Origin of the sequence: Rothia mucilaginosa ATCC 25296 (assembly GCF_000175615.1) — a bacterium.
GTDB lineage: Bacteria > Actinomycetota > Actinomycetes > Actinomycetales > Micrococcaceae > Rothia > Rothia mucilaginosa.
This window is the reverse complement of the sequence record NZ_ACVO01000014.1, coordinates 65,625-83,480: the sequence shown is the minus strand read 5'-3', so window position 1 is coordinate 83,480 and position 17,856 is coordinate 65,625. Positions and strand designations below refer to the sequence as shown.

10 protein-coding genes are annotated in these 17,856 nt (G+C 58.3%); all 10 read right to left on the bottom strand.

The features are described from left to right. Window positions 1–11: 11 nt before the first annotated feature. Window positions 12–752: a sirohydrochlorin chelatase gene (locus ROTMU0001_RS03520; RefSeq protein WP_005508155.1), complete on the bottom strand. Its 741-nt coding sequence runs from the start codon at window positions 750–752 to the stop codon at window positions 12–14. Window positions 753–835: 83 nt separating this feature from the next. After that, complete coding sequence (locus tag ROTMU0001_RS03515) at window positions 836–3,652, bottom strand: HtaA domain-containing protein (RefSeq protein WP_005508154.1); 2,817 nt, start codon at window positions 3,650–3,652, stop codon at window positions 836–838. 178 nt (window positions 3,653–3,830) lie between these two features. Further along, entirely contained in the window at window positions 3,831–5,441 is a 1,611-nt protein-coding gene (locus tag ROTMU0001_RS03510) for a hypothetical protein (RefSeq protein ID WP_005508153.1), read from the bottom strand. Window positions 5,442–5,777: 336 nt separating this feature from the next. Next, window positions 5,778–7,607, bottom strand: a complete 1,830-nt coding sequence (locus ROTMU0001_RS03505; protein WP_245534279.1) for a hypothetical protein — start codon at window positions 7,605–7,607, stop codon at window positions 5,778–5,780. Between the two features lie 448 nt (window positions 7,608–8,055). Beyond that, complete coding sequence (locus ROTMU0001_RS03500) at window positions 8,056–9,870, bottom strand: hypothetical protein (RefSeq protein ID WP_005508149.1); 1,815 nt, start codon at window positions 9,868–9,870, stop codon at window positions 8,056–8,058. A gap of 297 nt (window positions 9,871–10,167) precedes the next feature. Continuing rightward, window positions 10,168–12,183: a hypothetical protein gene (locus ROTMU0001_RS03495; protein WP_005508148.1), complete on the bottom strand. Its 2,016-nt coding sequence runs from the start codon at window positions 12,181–12,183 to the stop codon at window positions 10,168–10,170. A gap of 555 nt (window positions 12,184–12,738) precedes the next feature. Beyond that, window positions 12,739–13,746 (bottom strand): NADP-dependent oxidoreductase, encoded by a 1,008-nt coding sequence (locus ROTMU0001_RS03490; protein WP_005508147.1) that lies wholly within the window; start codon window positions 13,744–13,746, stop codon window positions 12,739–12,741. Between the two features lie 242 nt (window positions 13,747–13,988). Then, window positions 13,989–15,818 carry an LPXTG cell wall anchor domain-containing protein gene (locus ROTMU0001_RS03485; RefSeq protein ID WP_005508146.1) on the bottom strand — a complete coding sequence of 610 codons (1,830 nt, stop codon included), beginning with the start codon at window positions 15,816–15,818 and terminating at the stop codon, window positions 13,989–13,991. A 536-nt stretch (window positions 15,819–16,354) separates the two neighbouring features. After that, the gene (locus ROTMU0001_RS03480) at window positions 16,355–17,155 is read right to left on the bottom strand and encodes an SDR family oxidoreductase (protein ID WP_005508145.1); all 801 of its coding nucleotides are present in this window, start codon (window positions 17,153–17,155) and stop codon (window positions 16,355–16,357) included. Between the two features lie 135 nt (window positions 17,156–17,290). Continuing rightward, window positions 17,291–17,605, bottom strand: coding sequence for a hypothetical protein (locus ROTMU0001_RS03475; RefSeq protein WP_005508144.1), 315 nt, complete (start codon window positions 17,603–17,605; stop codon window positions 17,291–17,293). Window positions 17,606–17,856: the final 251 nt, after the last annotated feature.

Genomic DNA, 17,856 nt, shown 5'->3' with positions numbered 1-17,856 from the left:
GGGGCGAACAGCTAGGCGGCGTCCAGCTGGGCGATAGCCGCATCCATACGGTCAATAAAGCACTCAGCCACAACAGCAGCAGCGGCAGAATCCTGCGCGTTGACCAGCGGCGTGGCAACCTTCACCGGCAGACCGGTCGAAGCAGCGTCACGGCGCATCTTACCGGCAAAGAAACCCTCCGCCAGCAGGTAGGTCGCGGCAAACTCCGGCTTGTGCTCGGCAACGACCTCGTGGAACTTCGGATCGATAGCGGCAATAAAGCCGTGATGTACCGGAGCGTTCAGCTCGTCAGCCAGCAGCTCAGCGGCACGCTCCATATCGGCACGACCATCGGCGCGGGAAGAACCAGCGGCACCCTGCACCACAGGGCCGTCGCCGGGAGTCCAACCAGCCTCCTCCAGTCGGGCGCGGGTCAGAGCGGCAAGACGTGCATCCGGGCCCAGAGACTCACCAATGCTGATGCGCTCAATACCGCTATTGCGTGCGGCGCGGCGCAAATCCACCTGAGTATGGAAGCCGGTCGACAGCAGAATCGGCACGATAACGCAGGGCTCATCCTTAGGCAGGGAGGCTGCGGCGTCATCAACGCTGGGAGATTCCACATCCACGTATGCGGCGTGAACACGGTACTCCATACCATCGTTACGCTGGGCAAGCAGGAACTTAATCTGCTCACGAATCAGCGCGATAGCTTCACGACCGGCGACCGAGTCAGTGCCGTGCGAGGTTGCAATTACATTCAGAATAGTCATATTTCCATTGTATGAAAGGAACACCCCGCTCCCCCACTCATGAACACGAGTGACGAAACGGGGTGTTGCACGAAGGCTAAATTTTAGCTCTTGCGACGACGAGCCACGACCAGTGCGGTACCTGCAGCCAGGGTGATAGCGCCAGCTGCGGCGGCAAACATAGCGCCGGATGCGCCGGTCTGAGCCAGCTTCGAGGAGGAGTTACCGGAGGTCGAGGAACCACCCGCGGAAGAACCACCGTTAGAGGAACCGCCATTGGAGGAGCCGCCGTTGGAGCCGCTCACACCCAAGTTGTCGGAGGCATCAGAACCGCCGTTGGAGCCACCCTTGTGGCCAGCTGCGTTCTGGTCAGCGGTGCTGCTCTCAGAAGCGGAAGCGCTCGCGGATGCAGACTCGCTTGCGGACATACTCGAAGAAGCAGACGCACTAGCCGATGCGGTCACCGATGCGCTGCTGGAGCTGCTGGCGGAGCTCGATGCACTTGCAGAAGCGCTCGAAGAAGCAGATGCACTAGCAGACGCGGATGCAGACGCGCTCACCGAGGGGGTCACGGCGGGAACGCTCGGAACCGCGGTCGGGGATACGCTCACCGATGCGCTCGGGGTTGCAGAAGCGCTCGGGGCTACAGAAGGAACCACGGATGTGGTCGGCAGAGACGGCGAGGTGGGCTCCTCCGAAGGCACTGCGGTGGGTTCTGCAGTCTTGGTGGGCTCGGCGGTTGCGGAGGGCTCCATAGTCGGCTCTGCAGAAGGTTCTGCGGTCACGCTAGGCTCTGCGGTCACGCTAGGCTCTGCGGTCGCCGAGGGCTCTGCGGTCGCAGTGGGCTCAGCAGAAGGCGCGACGGTCGGTGCAACAGTCGGCTCAGCGGTGGGAGCAACAGTCGGCGCGACGGTAGGCTCAGCAGAGGGTGCCACGGTGGGAGCAACGGTCGGCTCAGCAGGCTTAGTGGGCTCAGCGCTCGGCTCTGCAGTAGGAGCAACGGTCGGCTCGGGTGCCTTAGTCGGCTCAGCAGTCGGTGCCACGGTCGGAGCTACGGTGGGAGCAACGGTAGGCTCAGCAGACTTAGTGGGCTCGGGTGCCGGGGTCTGTTCCGGTGCCGAGTTCGCTGCCAGGCGGTTCAGCCACAGCTGATCCTCGTAGGTGTTCGGGTTCTCGAAGCTGGTCGGGTAGATAATATCGCCGTTGGGCAGTTCGAGAGCGTTGTAGCCGCCGCTCTTGTCGGTCTTGCGCATCGAGGAGAGCACCACCTCGTTCACCTTGTTCAGGGTGTCGTCCATGAACACCAGGCGGGAGCCGGATGCGTCCACCACAACCACGTTGCCCGCGCGGGTCAGGAACATGGTGGCAACCTCGGTCTTCTCGAAGCCCTCAAGAGTTGCGGACTCGCGGACCACGCTGAAAGTGCCGTTCTCGTACTTGAGGATCTGCACCTTACCGCCGTACCAGTTGTTCCAACGGTAAATGTAGCCCTTGGGGCTGACCAGGGTCGAGGGCAGGGCGGTGTCGTAGCCTGCGGGTGAAGAGTTCGGCACCAGGGACACGCCGTTGCTGCTCATGTGCAGCAGGTGACCCTTCTGAACCACCTTTTCGCCGGCCGCATCGTAGATGGAAGTCGACGGCGCGTACACGAAGCTGCCGTCGGGCAGCGGTGCGAGGGTCACGGTGTTGTTGGAGAACGAGTCGCCGTAGTACTCGTCGAGCGAGTAGGCGTTCACAACCTGCGGGTCGATGGAGTCGGGCTTCGGCAGAGCCTGCGAGGTTGCCTTGCCGGATGCGTCAATAATGGTTAGCTTGCCGCCGCCCTGGCCGTCAATGCTGACGATACCCCAGGTGTTGTTGGCGGGGTTGTAGCCGATTGCCTTGACGGTGGTGGTGCCGAGGTCTGCGTTGGAGTAGGTGCCGGAGGAGACGAGCTTACCTTCAGCGGTTACGGTGTATAGCTCGGGCTTGTTGGTCTCGCTGTTGATGACGAGCATGCGGTTGCCGTCAGCATCCACGGCGAAAATGCCCTTGTTGGCCTTCAGCACGCCGGTGTCGGTCATCTTCAGGTTGGAGCTGGTCAGCACGGTGTAGGTGGTGTCGCCGCCGAAGCTCGGGGGTGCCACGTGCACGATGTGATTCTGACCCAGGCGTGCGGTGTTCTGGGGCAGGTTCACGCCCGCGCCGGTGTTGTAGGACTCGGCGACGCTGTAGGCGCTCTTGGGGTTGCTAGCTGCGCTACCGGTGTAGGAGATGCTCAGCGGGTCGAGGCTGGCGCCTTCATTGTAGAAGTCGGAGAAGGCGTGGTTACCGTCGGCGGTCAGGTTCGCGGAGATGCCGCTGATGCTGACCACGCCGTCCTTCTCGCTCTGCTTGGCGGTGCCGGTGCTCAGGGTCGCCATCTTGACTTCCATGGGGCCCTCGAACTTGCCGGAGGCGTAGTTCTTGGTGCGCACGGTCATGTAGAGGGAGCCGGTGCCGTCAGCAAGGTTCAGTTCCACGCGGGGGTTGGAGAAGGTGAGGTTCAGGGCGCAACCGGTTTCGGGGTCCTGACCTTCGGCGCAGTGGCCGGTGAACCAGAGGCGGCCGGCAGCCTGCAGGGTGACCTGCTTACCGTCTTCAGAGACGGTGGTGGAGGTCGGGGTGAAGGTGAACTGCTTTGCAGCTGCGTCCCAGGCTGCGCCGTCGGTCATTTCGCGGGGCATACCGTTGTAGGACAGGAAGGAGGCGCGCACGCCCCATCCGAAGGAGGCGCCGGCGGTTGCCTGGTCGCCTGCAGCGACGTTCTGTGCGGCAACGTTCTGGGCGGCGATATTAATGTTCTCGGCGAGAACGGGTGCCAAGGGCAGGGCAACAGCGCCAGCAACGGCGAGGGCGCAGGCTCCCTTGGAGAGGCGGGTGCCAGATGTGAAAATCTTCATTGGTGTGCATCCATACTATCGACATTGTTAGGACAGGCTTACTATATCGACAGTGTGTATATTTCTCAAGATATGCACCAAATGAGCCGTTTTATGACAAAACATCTCACAACACACCGACAGGGCAATACCCCCTCAACAGGCAACAGGGGCCGCCACTACCCCAACCCCTACTCAACTAATCCTTCTTCGAAGCGTGCATACGTGACATACCCAAAGCACCCAGAATCAGACCGCCACCCAGGGTCACCAAAATCGGCAGAAGCGGCGAGCTCTTATCCATGTTGCGGGTAATCTGCGCCTCCGTTGCCTTCACACCATTCGGCGATCCAGAATCAGTACGAACCTGAGAGGAAGAACCGTTCAGAATCGCGGCACGGCGAGACTGAGCCGCCGAATCAGTACCCGAGGGCAAATTAGACTCGGGGGTCACCACCTCAACAGGCTGCGCCTCCCCGGTGCGGTACCCCAGCGCCGAGGAAGACGCGGTGGCAGAGCTACCGGCAGCGCGCGGAATAGAAATCGTGGCGTCATTAGTACCCGGAGCCATGGCGGTATCAGCCTGAATACCGCGGGTCTTAGACTTAGAACCCGCAGCGGGTGCCTTCGCGCCGGATGCGTTCGCAGTCTCAGAGGCAGTCGAAGGAGAGGCGGAAGAAGCCGCAACCGGCTTCCCCTCACTCTTAGACGAAGGACCGGACGACGACCCGCCATTCTCAGAGGATGCCTGAGTCACCGTAAAACGCACCGTATTGAGCTGAAGGTTACCGTCACCGGCAGCATCAAAAGCCGCCACCAGGTACGTCTTACCAATCTGTAGGGACGCACCGGGCACACCAATCACCGCTTCGAAAGCGCCCGCAGAAATCGATTCCGGGCCAACGTGCACAATGGCGAGCGCGTCACCCACGGTGTTGCCGTTGGAGTCGATTTCCATGACGATCAGGTCGTAACCCTTGTCATTCTGGGGGAAGTTCGTGGCACGGACCGTAACAGGCTTCGTATCATCCCGAGAGTCACCCTGCGAGTCCTGAATGGACAGGTACGCCTTGCCCTTGCGCTGATTCATCGGGTCATACACGCTATTGTCTTCGGAGATAACGTACTGGCCAGAATCCTTGTTCTGCGGGTTGTCTACGGTACGGCGGACCGTGTCAGTAGCGGTAGGCGAAGGCAGGCTCACTGCCCCGGGGCTGGGGGTGGCAGTCTCTTCGGGGGCTCCTCCCTCTTCACGCTCAATGTCGACCGGCGGCTCGGTGGGCTTTACCTTACCGTTGCGCGGGTCAGCAGCCTGGACCAGGCGGTTCCCCTGCTCGGTCACAAAAAATTCGTAGGAGGCGCCGTGGACCGTATCCTCCAGAACGATCACGTACACGACGTTCGAGTCCGTTGCCGGGCTCATCAGGAGGTTCAGCTCCCCCTCCTTGGTCCCCTCAGTTAGGGTCGGGCTTTCCAGGACGGAGCCACCGTACTCACCGGAAGGGGTGTAGAAGTTCACGTCAGCCAGAACGCTGGAGGCCTCCAAATCTTCGGGGAAGCCTGTCCAGCGTAGCAGGTAACCATCATCCTTGAGCTGCGCCTTCATGGTGATTGTGGAGGCGGCACCCTGAACCTCCGGGTTCTGTTCAGTTTGATTCGGGGTCGCGTCCAGGGTCGTAGTTTTTTGCACGGCAGAGTGCGTCGTGACGGGCGCTTCCGTTGCGACAGAGGGGACAACAAGCCCACACTGAAGCCCCGCAACCAAAATGGTTGCGGTGACAATACGGTGCTTCGCTGAATAAATACTCATGCAATGCGTCTTTTCATGGTGGAAATGTGCGTGCTACTGCCCGTTCCTCATGTGCCGCGCGGACCCCCGAGTGCGCCATGCACCCGGATTCGTCGTACCACACTCCGCTTCATATTTCAGGTGAAGAAGACCTGACAACAGCTCGCATCTATTTATCGGTTATTTCAACCCTATCACGAACCTTAAGGTTCATTCACGCGAGGGTAGAGTTTTTTGAACACCCTGAATGCACGACTCGCCCCCTGGAATCTGCACCAACAGATAGCGGGGGTGAGTGTTCCTCATGAAACAACGAACATACTATGCGATGCCGTCAAAAAGCACGGATTAGGGGCGTTAGCCGCCGAGGACTCCCCTGCGGTGAGCCATCCACGCGGCACCAACCACCAGCGTCAAACCGGTGCCTCCAAGAGCCCAGAAAGCTACACCGTGCTGCGCGACCTCTTCACTAGCGGGAGACTCCGCCGAAGCTGCAGCCTTCACGCCATCCTGACGCTCAGCATTCGCGGTGGAGTGCACCTGAGTGGTATTCGAGTTCACCGTAGCTGAACGATTATTAGACTCCGAATGAACCACGGAAGGGAAACTCTTATTGCCATTACCAGAAGCTGCCGACGTTGCCTTTTCTTCATCCGTCAAAGCATCCAGCTTCGCGGTAGCAGCAATAGATGCCGGATCAGAACCCGAACTGTACGCCGAAATCTGATTGGTGCGAGTCGGCTCAAAAGCCGAACGCGGAGCCATCGTACGTGCCTGAGCCAAAGCCTGCAGAGCCTGACGCTGACGCTCAGCCTTCGCTTCCTTTGCCTTGGACATGGCGCTCACCGCATCCAGAGTGGAGCGGGGTGCGCTCGCGGCAGACTGACCCGAGCCCGACTGGGTGTCATCAGAACGAGTCGAGACGGCGCTAGTAGCAGCCGAGGGGCTACCCTGAGTGGCGCCGGTCGCCTCGGCCGCATTGGCGCTGGGCGTGAGCGATGCGCTTGCATCCTGGCGGGACAGCTCATCCTTCGTCAAGGAGGTTGAGTCGCCGGTCGCCTCGCCACTGACCTTGAATCGCACCGAGACAACTTCTTCCGCATACTCAGTATCGTCCGCACGCACCAGGTAGGCGGTGTACACCGAGCCGGTCTTCAGCAGAGAGCCGGGCATGCCAACCTCTTCCTTGAACGCGCCATTCACAATGCGATCAGAGCTGATGTGTGTAATGGACAGCGCATCACCCTTATGGTTGCCACTCATATCGGTTTCAACCACGATTAGGTCGTAGCCAGCCGCATTCGCGGGCAGACGCGCTGCACTGATAGTCACCGGCTTGGTTTCCTTATCAGAGCGAACCTCAGCATAGGCGACCTTCAGTTCCGCAACACTCAGGGTCTGAGTATCGCGAGAAGAGGTCGATCCGCCGGGGACCTGCTCCAGCTTCTGCGTGTGGGTTTCGAGGTTCAGGTTTTCAGCAGATTCGGAAGGCACCTCAGTCTTAACCTTATCCTTGCTACCCTTCTGATCTGCAGCCTGCTGGTTCTTCTGCTCCTCTTCACGGAGCTTTTCCATCGTCTTTAGCTCGTCAATGGTCGGCACCTGGTGGGCGTTTTCCTTCTTGTCCACCATCACCTCGTCAGGGTCATCCTCAATCGGGATAGCGTGCGGAACGAGGGAACCCTCAGAAATCATGAATTCGCCATAGCCCGCGTCGGAGGTCGTCAGGTCCATGACGCTCATGGAGTAGTAGCCCTCCTGGGGCATCTGCGGCATTTCAAAGGTGACGAGCATCGAGCCGTCGTTAGCACGCTCAACCTGCATTGCGGAGGGCTCGTAGGTGTCAGACCCAAGCAACGTGCCAGTGGCGTCGTAGTACTGCATTACCAGGTACACCCTAGAGGCATCGCCCACGTAGCCGCCCTCATAGAGGGGCGCGAGCTTAATGGTTGCCTGACTGTCCTTGATGGACTGGATCTGAATCTCAATGGTATCGACCTCAATTTCGAGGTCTTCGTAGGGGCAGCTTGAATTAAATTCGCTATTAATCAGAGCCGTTAGGCAATCATTCACGTTAATTGCTTCAGCCTCTACTGCGGAGGCGCCAGGAAGCACAAAAGCGCTTGCACCTAAAGCGGCTGCAAGCGAAAGAGCATGAATGCGTTTCGGAAGTCGAGTGATAGTCATGTGCGCCATTTCGATCGATGTAGGCGCAAAGCGTGGACTAGGGAAGGCTCACCACAAGCCGGTGTTTCTATCCAAGTATTTGCGCACCAGTACGTCGGTTACACCCTAGCCTAACACGGATATTGCACTTAATGTTGCATTGCATTCACGTGCTAAAACTTTATGTCGCAATAATTGCCGAAATAAAAGGGAATTAAATACTTTACTGAGATATAAATAACGCAAAATTCGAATGTCAAAATATATTCTCTAAAGTGCACCAAAAAGAGATTTTTACACCGCCCCAAGGCGCACCAGACCACCGCGCAATAGAGTCAAACATCCGGGCGCGCAGAAGGCGCCCCACCGAACACGCACCCACACGGCACGCACCCGACAGAGCGCCTCCCACTCAACAACTCCCCTACAGAGAGCCACACCTCACAGCGCTAAGCAACAAATAGCTGAACTACTCAGCACCCAGTTCCTCAGCACCCTCAAGGCGGCGACGATACACATTAACCGCAACAGCAGTACCCACAAAGGCAACCGAACCCAGCAGAGCAATACTCAGCGGCAAGGTACCCTCCGGCAGCGGGCCATTATCCTGAGCGCTCGCCTCCAGCTTCGAACCGGCAGAATCACCGCGCGACTTCGAGCTACGCGTATAGAAACTACCCGAACCTGCAGCACCCACATTCTCCTGAGGCGAAGCAACAGTCACCGTCTCCCCCTCAGCAGACTGGTAACCCAACAGGTTCACCACGGTACGCCCCGGCAACATCACCGCATAACCAGACATCACCATCGTCGAAGGAACCACCGCAGTCTCAGCCACAGAACTACGAGCCTGCGCGGTAATCGCACGCGCCGACTGCTGCGCCTGCACAATATAGTCCAGAGCGCTATCCACCGACGGAATCTTAGCAACAGAATCAGTCACCAAATCCTGAGCATCCGCAGAGGCACCTGAAGAATCCACAGCGCTCACGCGACCCGAAGGAGCCGAAGGGCTCACACGCTGATTCGCATCAGAAATCATCGGAATCTGCGGGTGAACAACAGTATTCGTAGGCTTCGGAGCCGGATCAACAGGAACCGCACGCTGAATCACGCTCACACCAAAAGCACTGGTCGCCATGAGCTGCAGCTCCTCAGTGGAGTTACCACCCACCACAACCACACGGTAGCGCTTACCAGCGTTCAAAGAGGTGCCGGAAACCTTCAAATCAGCAGAGAAAGAATCATCAGTCACCTGCTGAGGGCTCACATGCGTGGTCGCCAGCGGTGAACCCACGGCACCGCCGTCAGCAGGCATTTCAAAGACCATCACGTCATAGCCCAGGCTACTCTCCGCCACGTTCCTAGCGCGCACGCTAATCGGCTGCAGCTCATCCGATCCGCGTAGCTCTGCGGTAGAAATTTCCAGGGTCGCCTCACGGGTCTCCGCGGGAGCCCGATCGGAGCGGGAGTGCACCAGCAGACGATCCTCGGTCACCTCAGCGGGCGCCGCATCATCGGTAGAAGAACTCGCCGAAGCAGACTCACTCGCGGACGCACTTACCGAGGCGCTAGCAGATGCACTCGCAGAAGGACGAGCCGAAACTTTCTGCGATGCAGACGGCGCTTCAGAAGGTACCGGGGCGACCGTCGGGCGCGGGCTATCCTTCGCGGCGCTCGGGGATGCACTGGGGCTCAGGGACACCTCGGGGGCGGGATTCGCCTCCACGCGGTTAGCACGGGGAACGCCAGGGGTGTCAGGGAAGAAAATGTTCTGGCGGCTCGCCAGAATCTCGTCAACGGTCGCACCCTGTTCGGGCATGAACTCAACCGAAATGGCATCCTTGGTATTCAGGTTCTGCACCTCAACCATGTACGGCTGCTCAACGTTCAGGCGCTGGTGAATACTGACCTCTAGCGCACCCTCATCGTTCAGAGAGGCAGTCATCTGGGAGGCAGGCACGGTCATCGCTGCCACGATACCATCGTCAACGGAAATAGCGACCAGGCGAACCCTCAGATTCTCCAAAGAGGTTACACCGGTCAACGACAGCAGGGTGTAGTCATTGCTCTGAGCAACCAGGTCCAGGGTAATGTCGTGGCTAACCACATCGGTGGCAACGGCGATGGGAAGTTCAGGCTTCGGGGTCTGCTGAGTCTGCGCGTGAGCGGCAGAGGCAAAGGTGGTGGGGGCCAGAGTTGCAGGCGCGACGGAGCCGCCCAAACCGAGGGCGGCAGACGCTACTAGCGCCGCGCCGCGAGCAGTTCGCTGCGTGGAAAACATGGTCACCTATTTTCGTGAGTGAGTGTGATGAATCGTCGTGTGACTCCTGTGCCCAAAGGTCGGAAGTAGGCACAGAATAACGGTTCTCTGATATCGGTGACCGGAGGCGCTTCACAGCGACTCCTCACCTCGGGTGAACGAGGTGGTAAAGAGTGATAGTACCGTCTATGACAGCACTCTAAATTATAGGTATAACCTTAGAAAAAGTTAAAGATGTAGGGACGCCCGAATCTTGCATTTCGGACGTCCCTACATCTATATGCGTATTTTGCCTAGTGGGGCAATAATTGACCCGTTTTAGCGGCGAGAACTGAGCTGCATCTCACTACGGCGACGGCGGCTCAAACGCATACCGGCAAGCAGTGACAGCGATCCAGCGGCACTAATGACCAACATATTGGAGGCGCCAGTAGCCGCCAACTGCTCACGCTTCTGCTGAGCACCGGAGGCAACCTTCTGGGAGCCAGATGCCTGTGCTTCGACCTTCTGCGCGTTGCCCTTCTGCGCTTCAGTCTTCTGCACAGAGGTATTCTGTGCAGAAACATTCTGCGCGGGAGCACCCTGAACACCAGCCGGAGCGTCCTTCTTCTGCTCAGGACCGCTCTCCCCCGCCTTCTGCTCGATAACAGAAGCCTGATCAGCCGCAGGCTCAGTAGGCACCGAAGCATCGACTGCGGGAGTCTCGACAGCGGGAGTGTCGGCTACGGGAGCCTCGACAGTGGGCGCATCCTGCTCAGGGGTAGTGGGCAGGCTATCCACGCTATCGCGCTCGACGGTAAAACCGCCATTGACCATGCGCACAGTACCCTGCTCATCCTCCGCCACAGCGCTCACACGGTAGGTGGCACCGGGCTTGAGCTCCGAGCCGGGAATCTGCACCTGTGCGGTGAAAGCACCGGAGTCGTCAATCTCAGAGACGTCAGCCGACGCAATCACGCCGCCGGTAGCCACTCCGTATTCATCGATAGCGCTAACCATCAGGTGCACCGAGCTGACGCCGGTGAAGCCCTCTCCACGCAGGGTCAGGGTCTTTGCGGAATCGTTTTCGGGAACTACGGTTTCTTCTACGTGCAGGCGGGCGGTCATCACGGGGCTAGCGGTGTCGTTGGTCTGTTCTTCGGTAGTGTCTTCTTTGGTGGTGTCATGGACGCGGTCAAAGAGGGTGTTACGCGGCAGGTCGTAGTGGCGGCGCGGATCATCCTCGGGCAGCACGTGGTCGAACTGCTCGGCAGTATTCGAGGAGGCCACCTGCTCGGACTGAACACCCTGAGTCGGCTGGGTAGCCTGCTCGGGCTGCGCTTCCTCTGCAGACTGCTTCTTCTTGAACTGTGCCTGCTCCGCCATTGCACGCTCAGCGGTGGCAACCGGAGCGGAGCCATTCTGTACATTCCAACCATTCATGAAGGGAACCTCAACTTCCTGGGCGGTGTAACCATTAGCTGCAGAGGGAGCCACCTCAACGCTCAGCACGTAACGCAGATTCTCGTGGACGTTCTGAACTTCTTCCAGCATGGATCCGGGCACCTCAATGCCATCCAGGAGGGTACCGTTCACAACGTCGGCGCGCGCGGGAGAAACAGCCAGCAGCATGCGGTTACCCTGGCTATCCAAGGCGTAGACGTAGGTCATCACTTCAAATGCCTGCGCTTCACCCAGGCCGGTGACCTTGTAAACCACCAGGTTCTTCTCCTGTGGAATTTCCATCTGGCCCGAGAGAATCTGAGCATTCAGCGGCTCATCCTGAGTATTTGCGGGCAGCAGCTCCAGCGGTGCAGAGGAGTTGTAGGAGGGATCCTCCGTCGCGTAGCCCTTGGCAGGGTCAACCACGGCAGTTGCGACGACGTACTGCTGGTTGGGGTCGAGGGTACCTGCAGGCAGGGTCAACTGGGTGCTGAAACGGCCACCGTCCACATCGAGTTCGGGCACGAGGGTCATCGTCACTGCAGAGCCGCGGCCCAGTGCGTAGAGGGGGTACTGGCGGTATTCGCTCACGTACACTGCCACACCGTAACGTTCAACGGCACCGCCGGTAAAGCCTTCACCGGTGACGGTGATGCTCTGGGAACGTGCCGGGTTAATGACGACGCCCTGCTCCACATACACCTGCGGGGAGGTTTGGGTAGCGACGTTTTCGATGGGGGTTGCGTTTGCTGCGGAGGGGGGATTGTCGGGTTCTACCGCAGTCGATGAAGCAATTCCGCCAGTATTTTGCACCTGCACATCTGCGTGCGCAGCACCAACACCGGTAACGGACAGGACGGAAGCAGCAATGGCGGCTGTTGCTCGGGTTTTTGAGTGAGCGGGTTCGGGCATGGAACACACCTTTTCTGTGAGTGTGAACGATACCCTCCGGAGGGTGCCACGGATTGAAGATGGTTGGGTACCTCTTCAGGAATGAACGCTATAACGCACGGACTAGTCATAACATTCATGTAATGGTGGAAGTTGCCGCGAAGGGAATCGCTCTATTTATCGGTAATTCCACACTAACAATACTTTTTAGGTTATTGCTGTAAATACGCTTTACGTCCTGACTATTTTCTTGTGCAATAACCCACATGGAATATTTTTTACTCTCCGGAACAGTATCAAGAGCATTCAAATTGCATGGACTAGGCGAAATTTTTCAACTCTCCCTTGAGGTTCAAGGTTTTATTGCATGCATATGCAGTTTTAATGGATTTGAGATAAAAATAATTCTGCACATTCATGCATTTAATTTATTTCTTTTAAGTGAAAAAATGCAGGTCACAGCGCCTTTTCCCGCACATTGATTAAAAGCGTGCGTACCAATAACCACGCACAAAATAAGTTGACAAAATCATTCCGCTACACCACCCCACCCCAGCACCCTCAGTAATAAACTCCCTATGAATCGGTAATACGAACGACTCTCTTGCCGCGCGTATGGCCAGCCTTCAAATCGCGGTATGCTGCACGGACGCCCTCAATCGTGAACCCGTACACGCGATCCAGCCGAATTGACACCTTTCCCTCGGTAACCAGCTCGGCTAGAGCTTCAAAATCCCCGTGTTCCGAGTGGCGGGGGCCCGTAAACTGCGCTCCCCTGATCATGACCTTGGGCGAGGGAACGAGAGTTCCAATGTCTTTACCCTTCAGACCCAGCGAGAATGCCAAGCTGACGTAGTCGCCACCATAGCAGTCCAGGAATTTCGTCACGCGGCCCTCAGCAGCCTTGAGCACACGCTCCCTAACGCCCTCACCGTAGGCAACCGGAACAGCACCCAGTGACCTAACAAATTCGGCATTCGCAGCCCCCGCGATTCCAACGACCCGTGCGCCACGAGCCACCGCATACTGCACGGCGGTGGACCCAATTCCGCCCGAGGCTGCAGAAATGACCACAGTATCGCCCGCACCCACGCCAATATGGCGGAAGGCGCCTCCCACGGTCAAGGCCGCGACACCCATTGCAGCGGCATGGTCAAAATCAATGGAGGCGGGCTTAAGCGCAATATCACCGGTATTCACGCAAATTTCCGTAGCTAGAGACCCCCTCTTGGTACCCAAACCGGGGGCACTAACAATGGTTCCGAAGACCTCGTCACCCACAAAATAACCCGATACACCGGGTCCCACCTCAGTCACAGTGCCGGAGAAATCGCGCCCCACTCCACGAGGGAACTGCGATTTCTTTGATTCAAACCAACGGCGGGGGTTCCTGATTTTCATGGCGCGCGAGAGCATCCTGAGCTGCGGAGAGCCCTCAAAGATCTTATAGTCCACAGGATTCAGGCCGACCGCACGCACCGCAATCTTTACCTGCCCCTCTTCGGGGTTCTCCCCCGGTACGTTCGCGAGCTTCAGATTCTCCACGGGCCCAAAGCCGTCATACTGCACCGCCTGCACGCTCATCGTTTCTCGTTCCTTTCTTCCCGATTCGGGACTCCAAAACTCACAGGCTCAGGAAACCCGCAACAAACAAATCTGCACCGGCTTGTCCAACTATCGCGATTGTTATGTTTCGCAAAATACCGCTTTGCACGTTGTTCCCACTGTTCTGAACACACAGAAACGCCCTCGCGGTCTCCAGGAATATTTTAATCCCAAGGAAACCACGAGAGCGTTTCATAAGACTCTATGTGAAAGGATAAACCTTAGAGGCTGCGGCGGCGCAGGAGCATCAGTGCGGCACCAGCAATCAGAGCTGCGGCACCAACGCCAGCGATACCTGCAACACCCTCAGCACCAGTGTGAGCCAGCTGCTGCTTCGAAGAGGAAGAAGAGGTCGAAGACGAACCCTGGTAACCGGAGGTACTCAGGCCGTGACCCTTCGACGAGGTAGCAGCAGATGCGTTGCCAACCTTAGCCTTGGGTGCCTGAGAAGAAGGCATGCGGGTCTCGGTTACGACAACCGAACCATCTTCGCGCATCTCAGCGGTGAAGACGCTGGTGGTGCCGTCGCCGTTATCACGAACGGTGGTGTTGTCACCCTCGGTAGCTGCCGGTAGGGTGGGCGCCGGGTGGTCTGCATCGCTCACAACAGCAGTGGTTACTGCTACCTGGTGTACCAGACCGTTGGGGTCGCTGGTTGCCACCATTGCGTAGGCGTAACCGGGCTGCAGGCGCTCGGACAGGATGCTGACCTTCGCACGGAAGGTACCCTCCATGATTTCGGAAGCAGGCACATCGTAGGTTGCCAGAGCCTCGCCGGTGATGTTGCCGTCAGCATCCAGGCGGTAGATGTTAATCTGAACGCCCTGAGCAACAGACTCGTGGGTGAAGCCGGAACCATTGATAGTCAGAACGTTGTACTGGTCGTTCGGATTCAGGGATGCATCCTCGGTGGTGAGGGTTGCGTTCTCGGGTGCTGCGGGAGCCTCAGGAGCGGGGGTCTCGTCAGCCTTGGGGGTCTCAGCCTTGGGTGCCTCCGGAGCAGGAGTTTCTTCCTTGGGGGCCTCGGTCTTGGGAGCCTCGGGTGCCGGGGTCTCGTCAGCCTTCGGGGTCTCGGGCGTCGGGGTTACGGGAGCGGGAGTCTCGTCAGCCTTGGGGGTCTCAGTCTTGGGAGAGGTGGACTCAGTGACCTTGAAGGAGGAGAGAGCCACAAGCTTCTGCTCGGGCTGACCCTGCGGGTTGCTGACAGCAACCAGAGCGTAGGATGCGCCGGCGGGCAGCTTGCTTGCCTCAACAGTGAAGGCGGTCTTGAAGGAGCCGTCCTGAATCTGGTCTGCAGACACGGAAACGGTTGCGATAGCATCGCCGGTGACCTGGTTGTTTGCATCCAGTGCGTAGATGCTGACCTGAACGCCGGGGCCAACCTTCTCGCCGTAGAAGCCGGTTGCAACAACGCTCACGGTGTTGAACTGTGCGTCACCGGGGAAGTGAGCGTTCTCAATAACGACGGAGGGGTCAGCCTGCTTTGCCTCGGGGGCCGGGGTTGCAGGGGTGGTGGGCTCGGGGGCTGCCGGAGCAGTGGGGGCAGGAGTCTCAGCCTTGGGAGCCTCGGTTGCCGGAGCAGTGGGGGCAGGAGTCTCTGCCTTGGGGGTTTCAGCCTTGGGAGCTTCGGTTGCTTCAGCCTTAGGAGTCTCTGCCTTGGGGGTCTCTGCCTTAGGTGCCTCGGTAGCCGGAGCAGTGGGGGCAGGAGTCTCTGCCTTGGGGGTTTCAGCCTTGGGAGCTTCGGTTGCTTCAGCCTTAGGACCCTCAGCCTTGGGGGTTTCAGCCTTAGGAGCCTCGGTAGCCTCAGCCTTAGGGGCCTCGGTCTTAGGAGCTTCAGCCTTAGGAGCCTGGGTTGCCTCAGCCTTAGGGGCCTCGGCTACATTGCCACCAGGCAGGGAAGAAGTCTGCGCAGTTGCCTTCTGATCGACAACCTGCTGCTGCTGATCAGCGGGTGCTTCTGCCGCGAAGGTTGCCGGGATTGCTGCCACGGAACCAGCCGTAAAGGCTGCCGCTGCTGCGATCTTGTAAACGCGACGGGTAGTCTTCGACATTTTTCCTCGATCTCTGATTATCGGTGTTGAGCCTACCGTAGTACGCCTCCGTCTTTGAAGGTGCAGTAGGCCCATACATGGGTGTGACTGCTAAAAGGCTAGCATTTGCCCCTGGAGGTTTAGCCCGCTTACCACCGCCTTTGCGCAACTGTAATGAAATCGTTATAAAACCACCCCTTAAGTTGAAGTTTAATGCAGACCAATTCAGGGATTTTGCGCCCATCTAGTGACACACGAGGGCATATAACCCTATCTTTTGATTGCGTTTGAAGAAAATATAGGGTGTTCCATAGGTGATTTCGACTCACCATTTTCATCTAAGTGAACCTTAAAGTCTCACGTACCACTTTATAGTTCCCTCAAGTTCTCCTTCATGCCTCTCCCCTGCCCTCCAGAACCCCTCAGGTACCTCCTGTATACCTTCTACATAGGGCCCCGAGAACACAGAGAAAGCCCCGCCCACATCCAACACACGAGGATGCAGGCGGGGCTATCAAAGCCTCACTGAGGCTCAAGCGTCACGGCGCGCCGCGAGCTTAGCCCTCCTTGCGAATCACCTTGAACTGACTCGGCTGGGCCACCGGGCGAATCGTAATACGGTCAAGGTTCACATGGTGCGGAACGTTCAACGCAAAGGTCACGGTCTGCGCCACGTCCTCTGCGGTCAGCGGCTTCTCAACGCCCGCGTAGACGCGCTCGGCTGCTTCCTTGGACCCCAGGCGGTTTAGAGAGAACTCTTCGGTGTGCACCATGCCCGGGCAAATCTCAATCACGCGAATATTATTCTCCGCCTCCTCCAGGCGAAGCGCCTCGGTCAGGCCGCGAGCGCCGAACTTCGCCGCATTGTACCCGGCGCCTCCCTCATAGCCGTGCTCGGCAGCGGTGGAGGTCAGGTTCAGAATCGTGCCGTGACCGTTCTGGCGCAACGCCTCTGCGAAGGCACGCACCATATGCAGAATGCCAAGCACATTCATCTGATACATCTTCAGATAATCATCAGGCTTACCCTCTGCAACCTTGTCCACACCGATAGCACCGCCAGCAATATTGACCAGGGCATCAATGGTGCCCTGCTCTTCCAGAATCTGCTCGGCTACGAACTGAACGGACTGCTCATCGGTCACATCGCAGGTCACCGGATGAGCGCCGGTCTCCGCATAAAGGGTGTAAAGACGGTCGGTACGACGAGCCAGGGCGTAGACGGTCCAGCCACTTGCTACTAGCTGCTGTACGGTGGCTCGGCCAATACCGCTGGATGCGCCGGTCACCACGGCCACTTTGCCGTCACCGGTATGGGGCAGGAAAGGAGATGCAGGAATGTGGGTGTTCTCAGTCATACTTTAATCCTAGTAGAGTGATGCCCGCGGGTGCTCAGTTCGAGCAGACTCGCGGGCATATACTTTGAAATTTTCGATAGTGAGATAGGTACCCGCCGCCGTTCAGAACAAACGATACAGACACCATCACCCGTGCTACTTGCGGCGGCGCGGCAGACCCCAGCGGCTCCTGCCGCCGTCACGGAATCCGAGGCGATGCTCAAAGTACACGGGCGAGCTACTGCCGGTCTTAATCGTGTCCGGAGGGACCGTACCTTCACGCGCAGACAGCAGATAAAGAACCGCAGCGCCGGGCATGAACATAATCAGCGGTAGCACGAAACGCATACGCGCCTCACCATAGCCGCTACGCACCGTCAAATGCCAGACGCACAACGCAACCAGCACCAGGTGCAGTATCAGCAGAACAGTTTCAGACGTGCCCAAACCAAAAATACTCAGAGAACTCATTGGCAACTCCTCAAAGGTCGTGTACTTTCAGTCTACGCCGTGCCCGCGCCCCTGAGAAGGATTCGCCGACTGTTGATACTGCGGATTTTCGCGCCTACACTGCAGGTAACCGAGAGCGGCATATTAGGGGGCTCTCTCCCCATTTCCGTTTTTCACTGAGCTCACCGCTGAATCGCCAATTACTCCTCATGTAGGGAGCCTCCACATGACAGCAATACCGCACCAGCGCATCACCTCTCTTAAAGATGCAG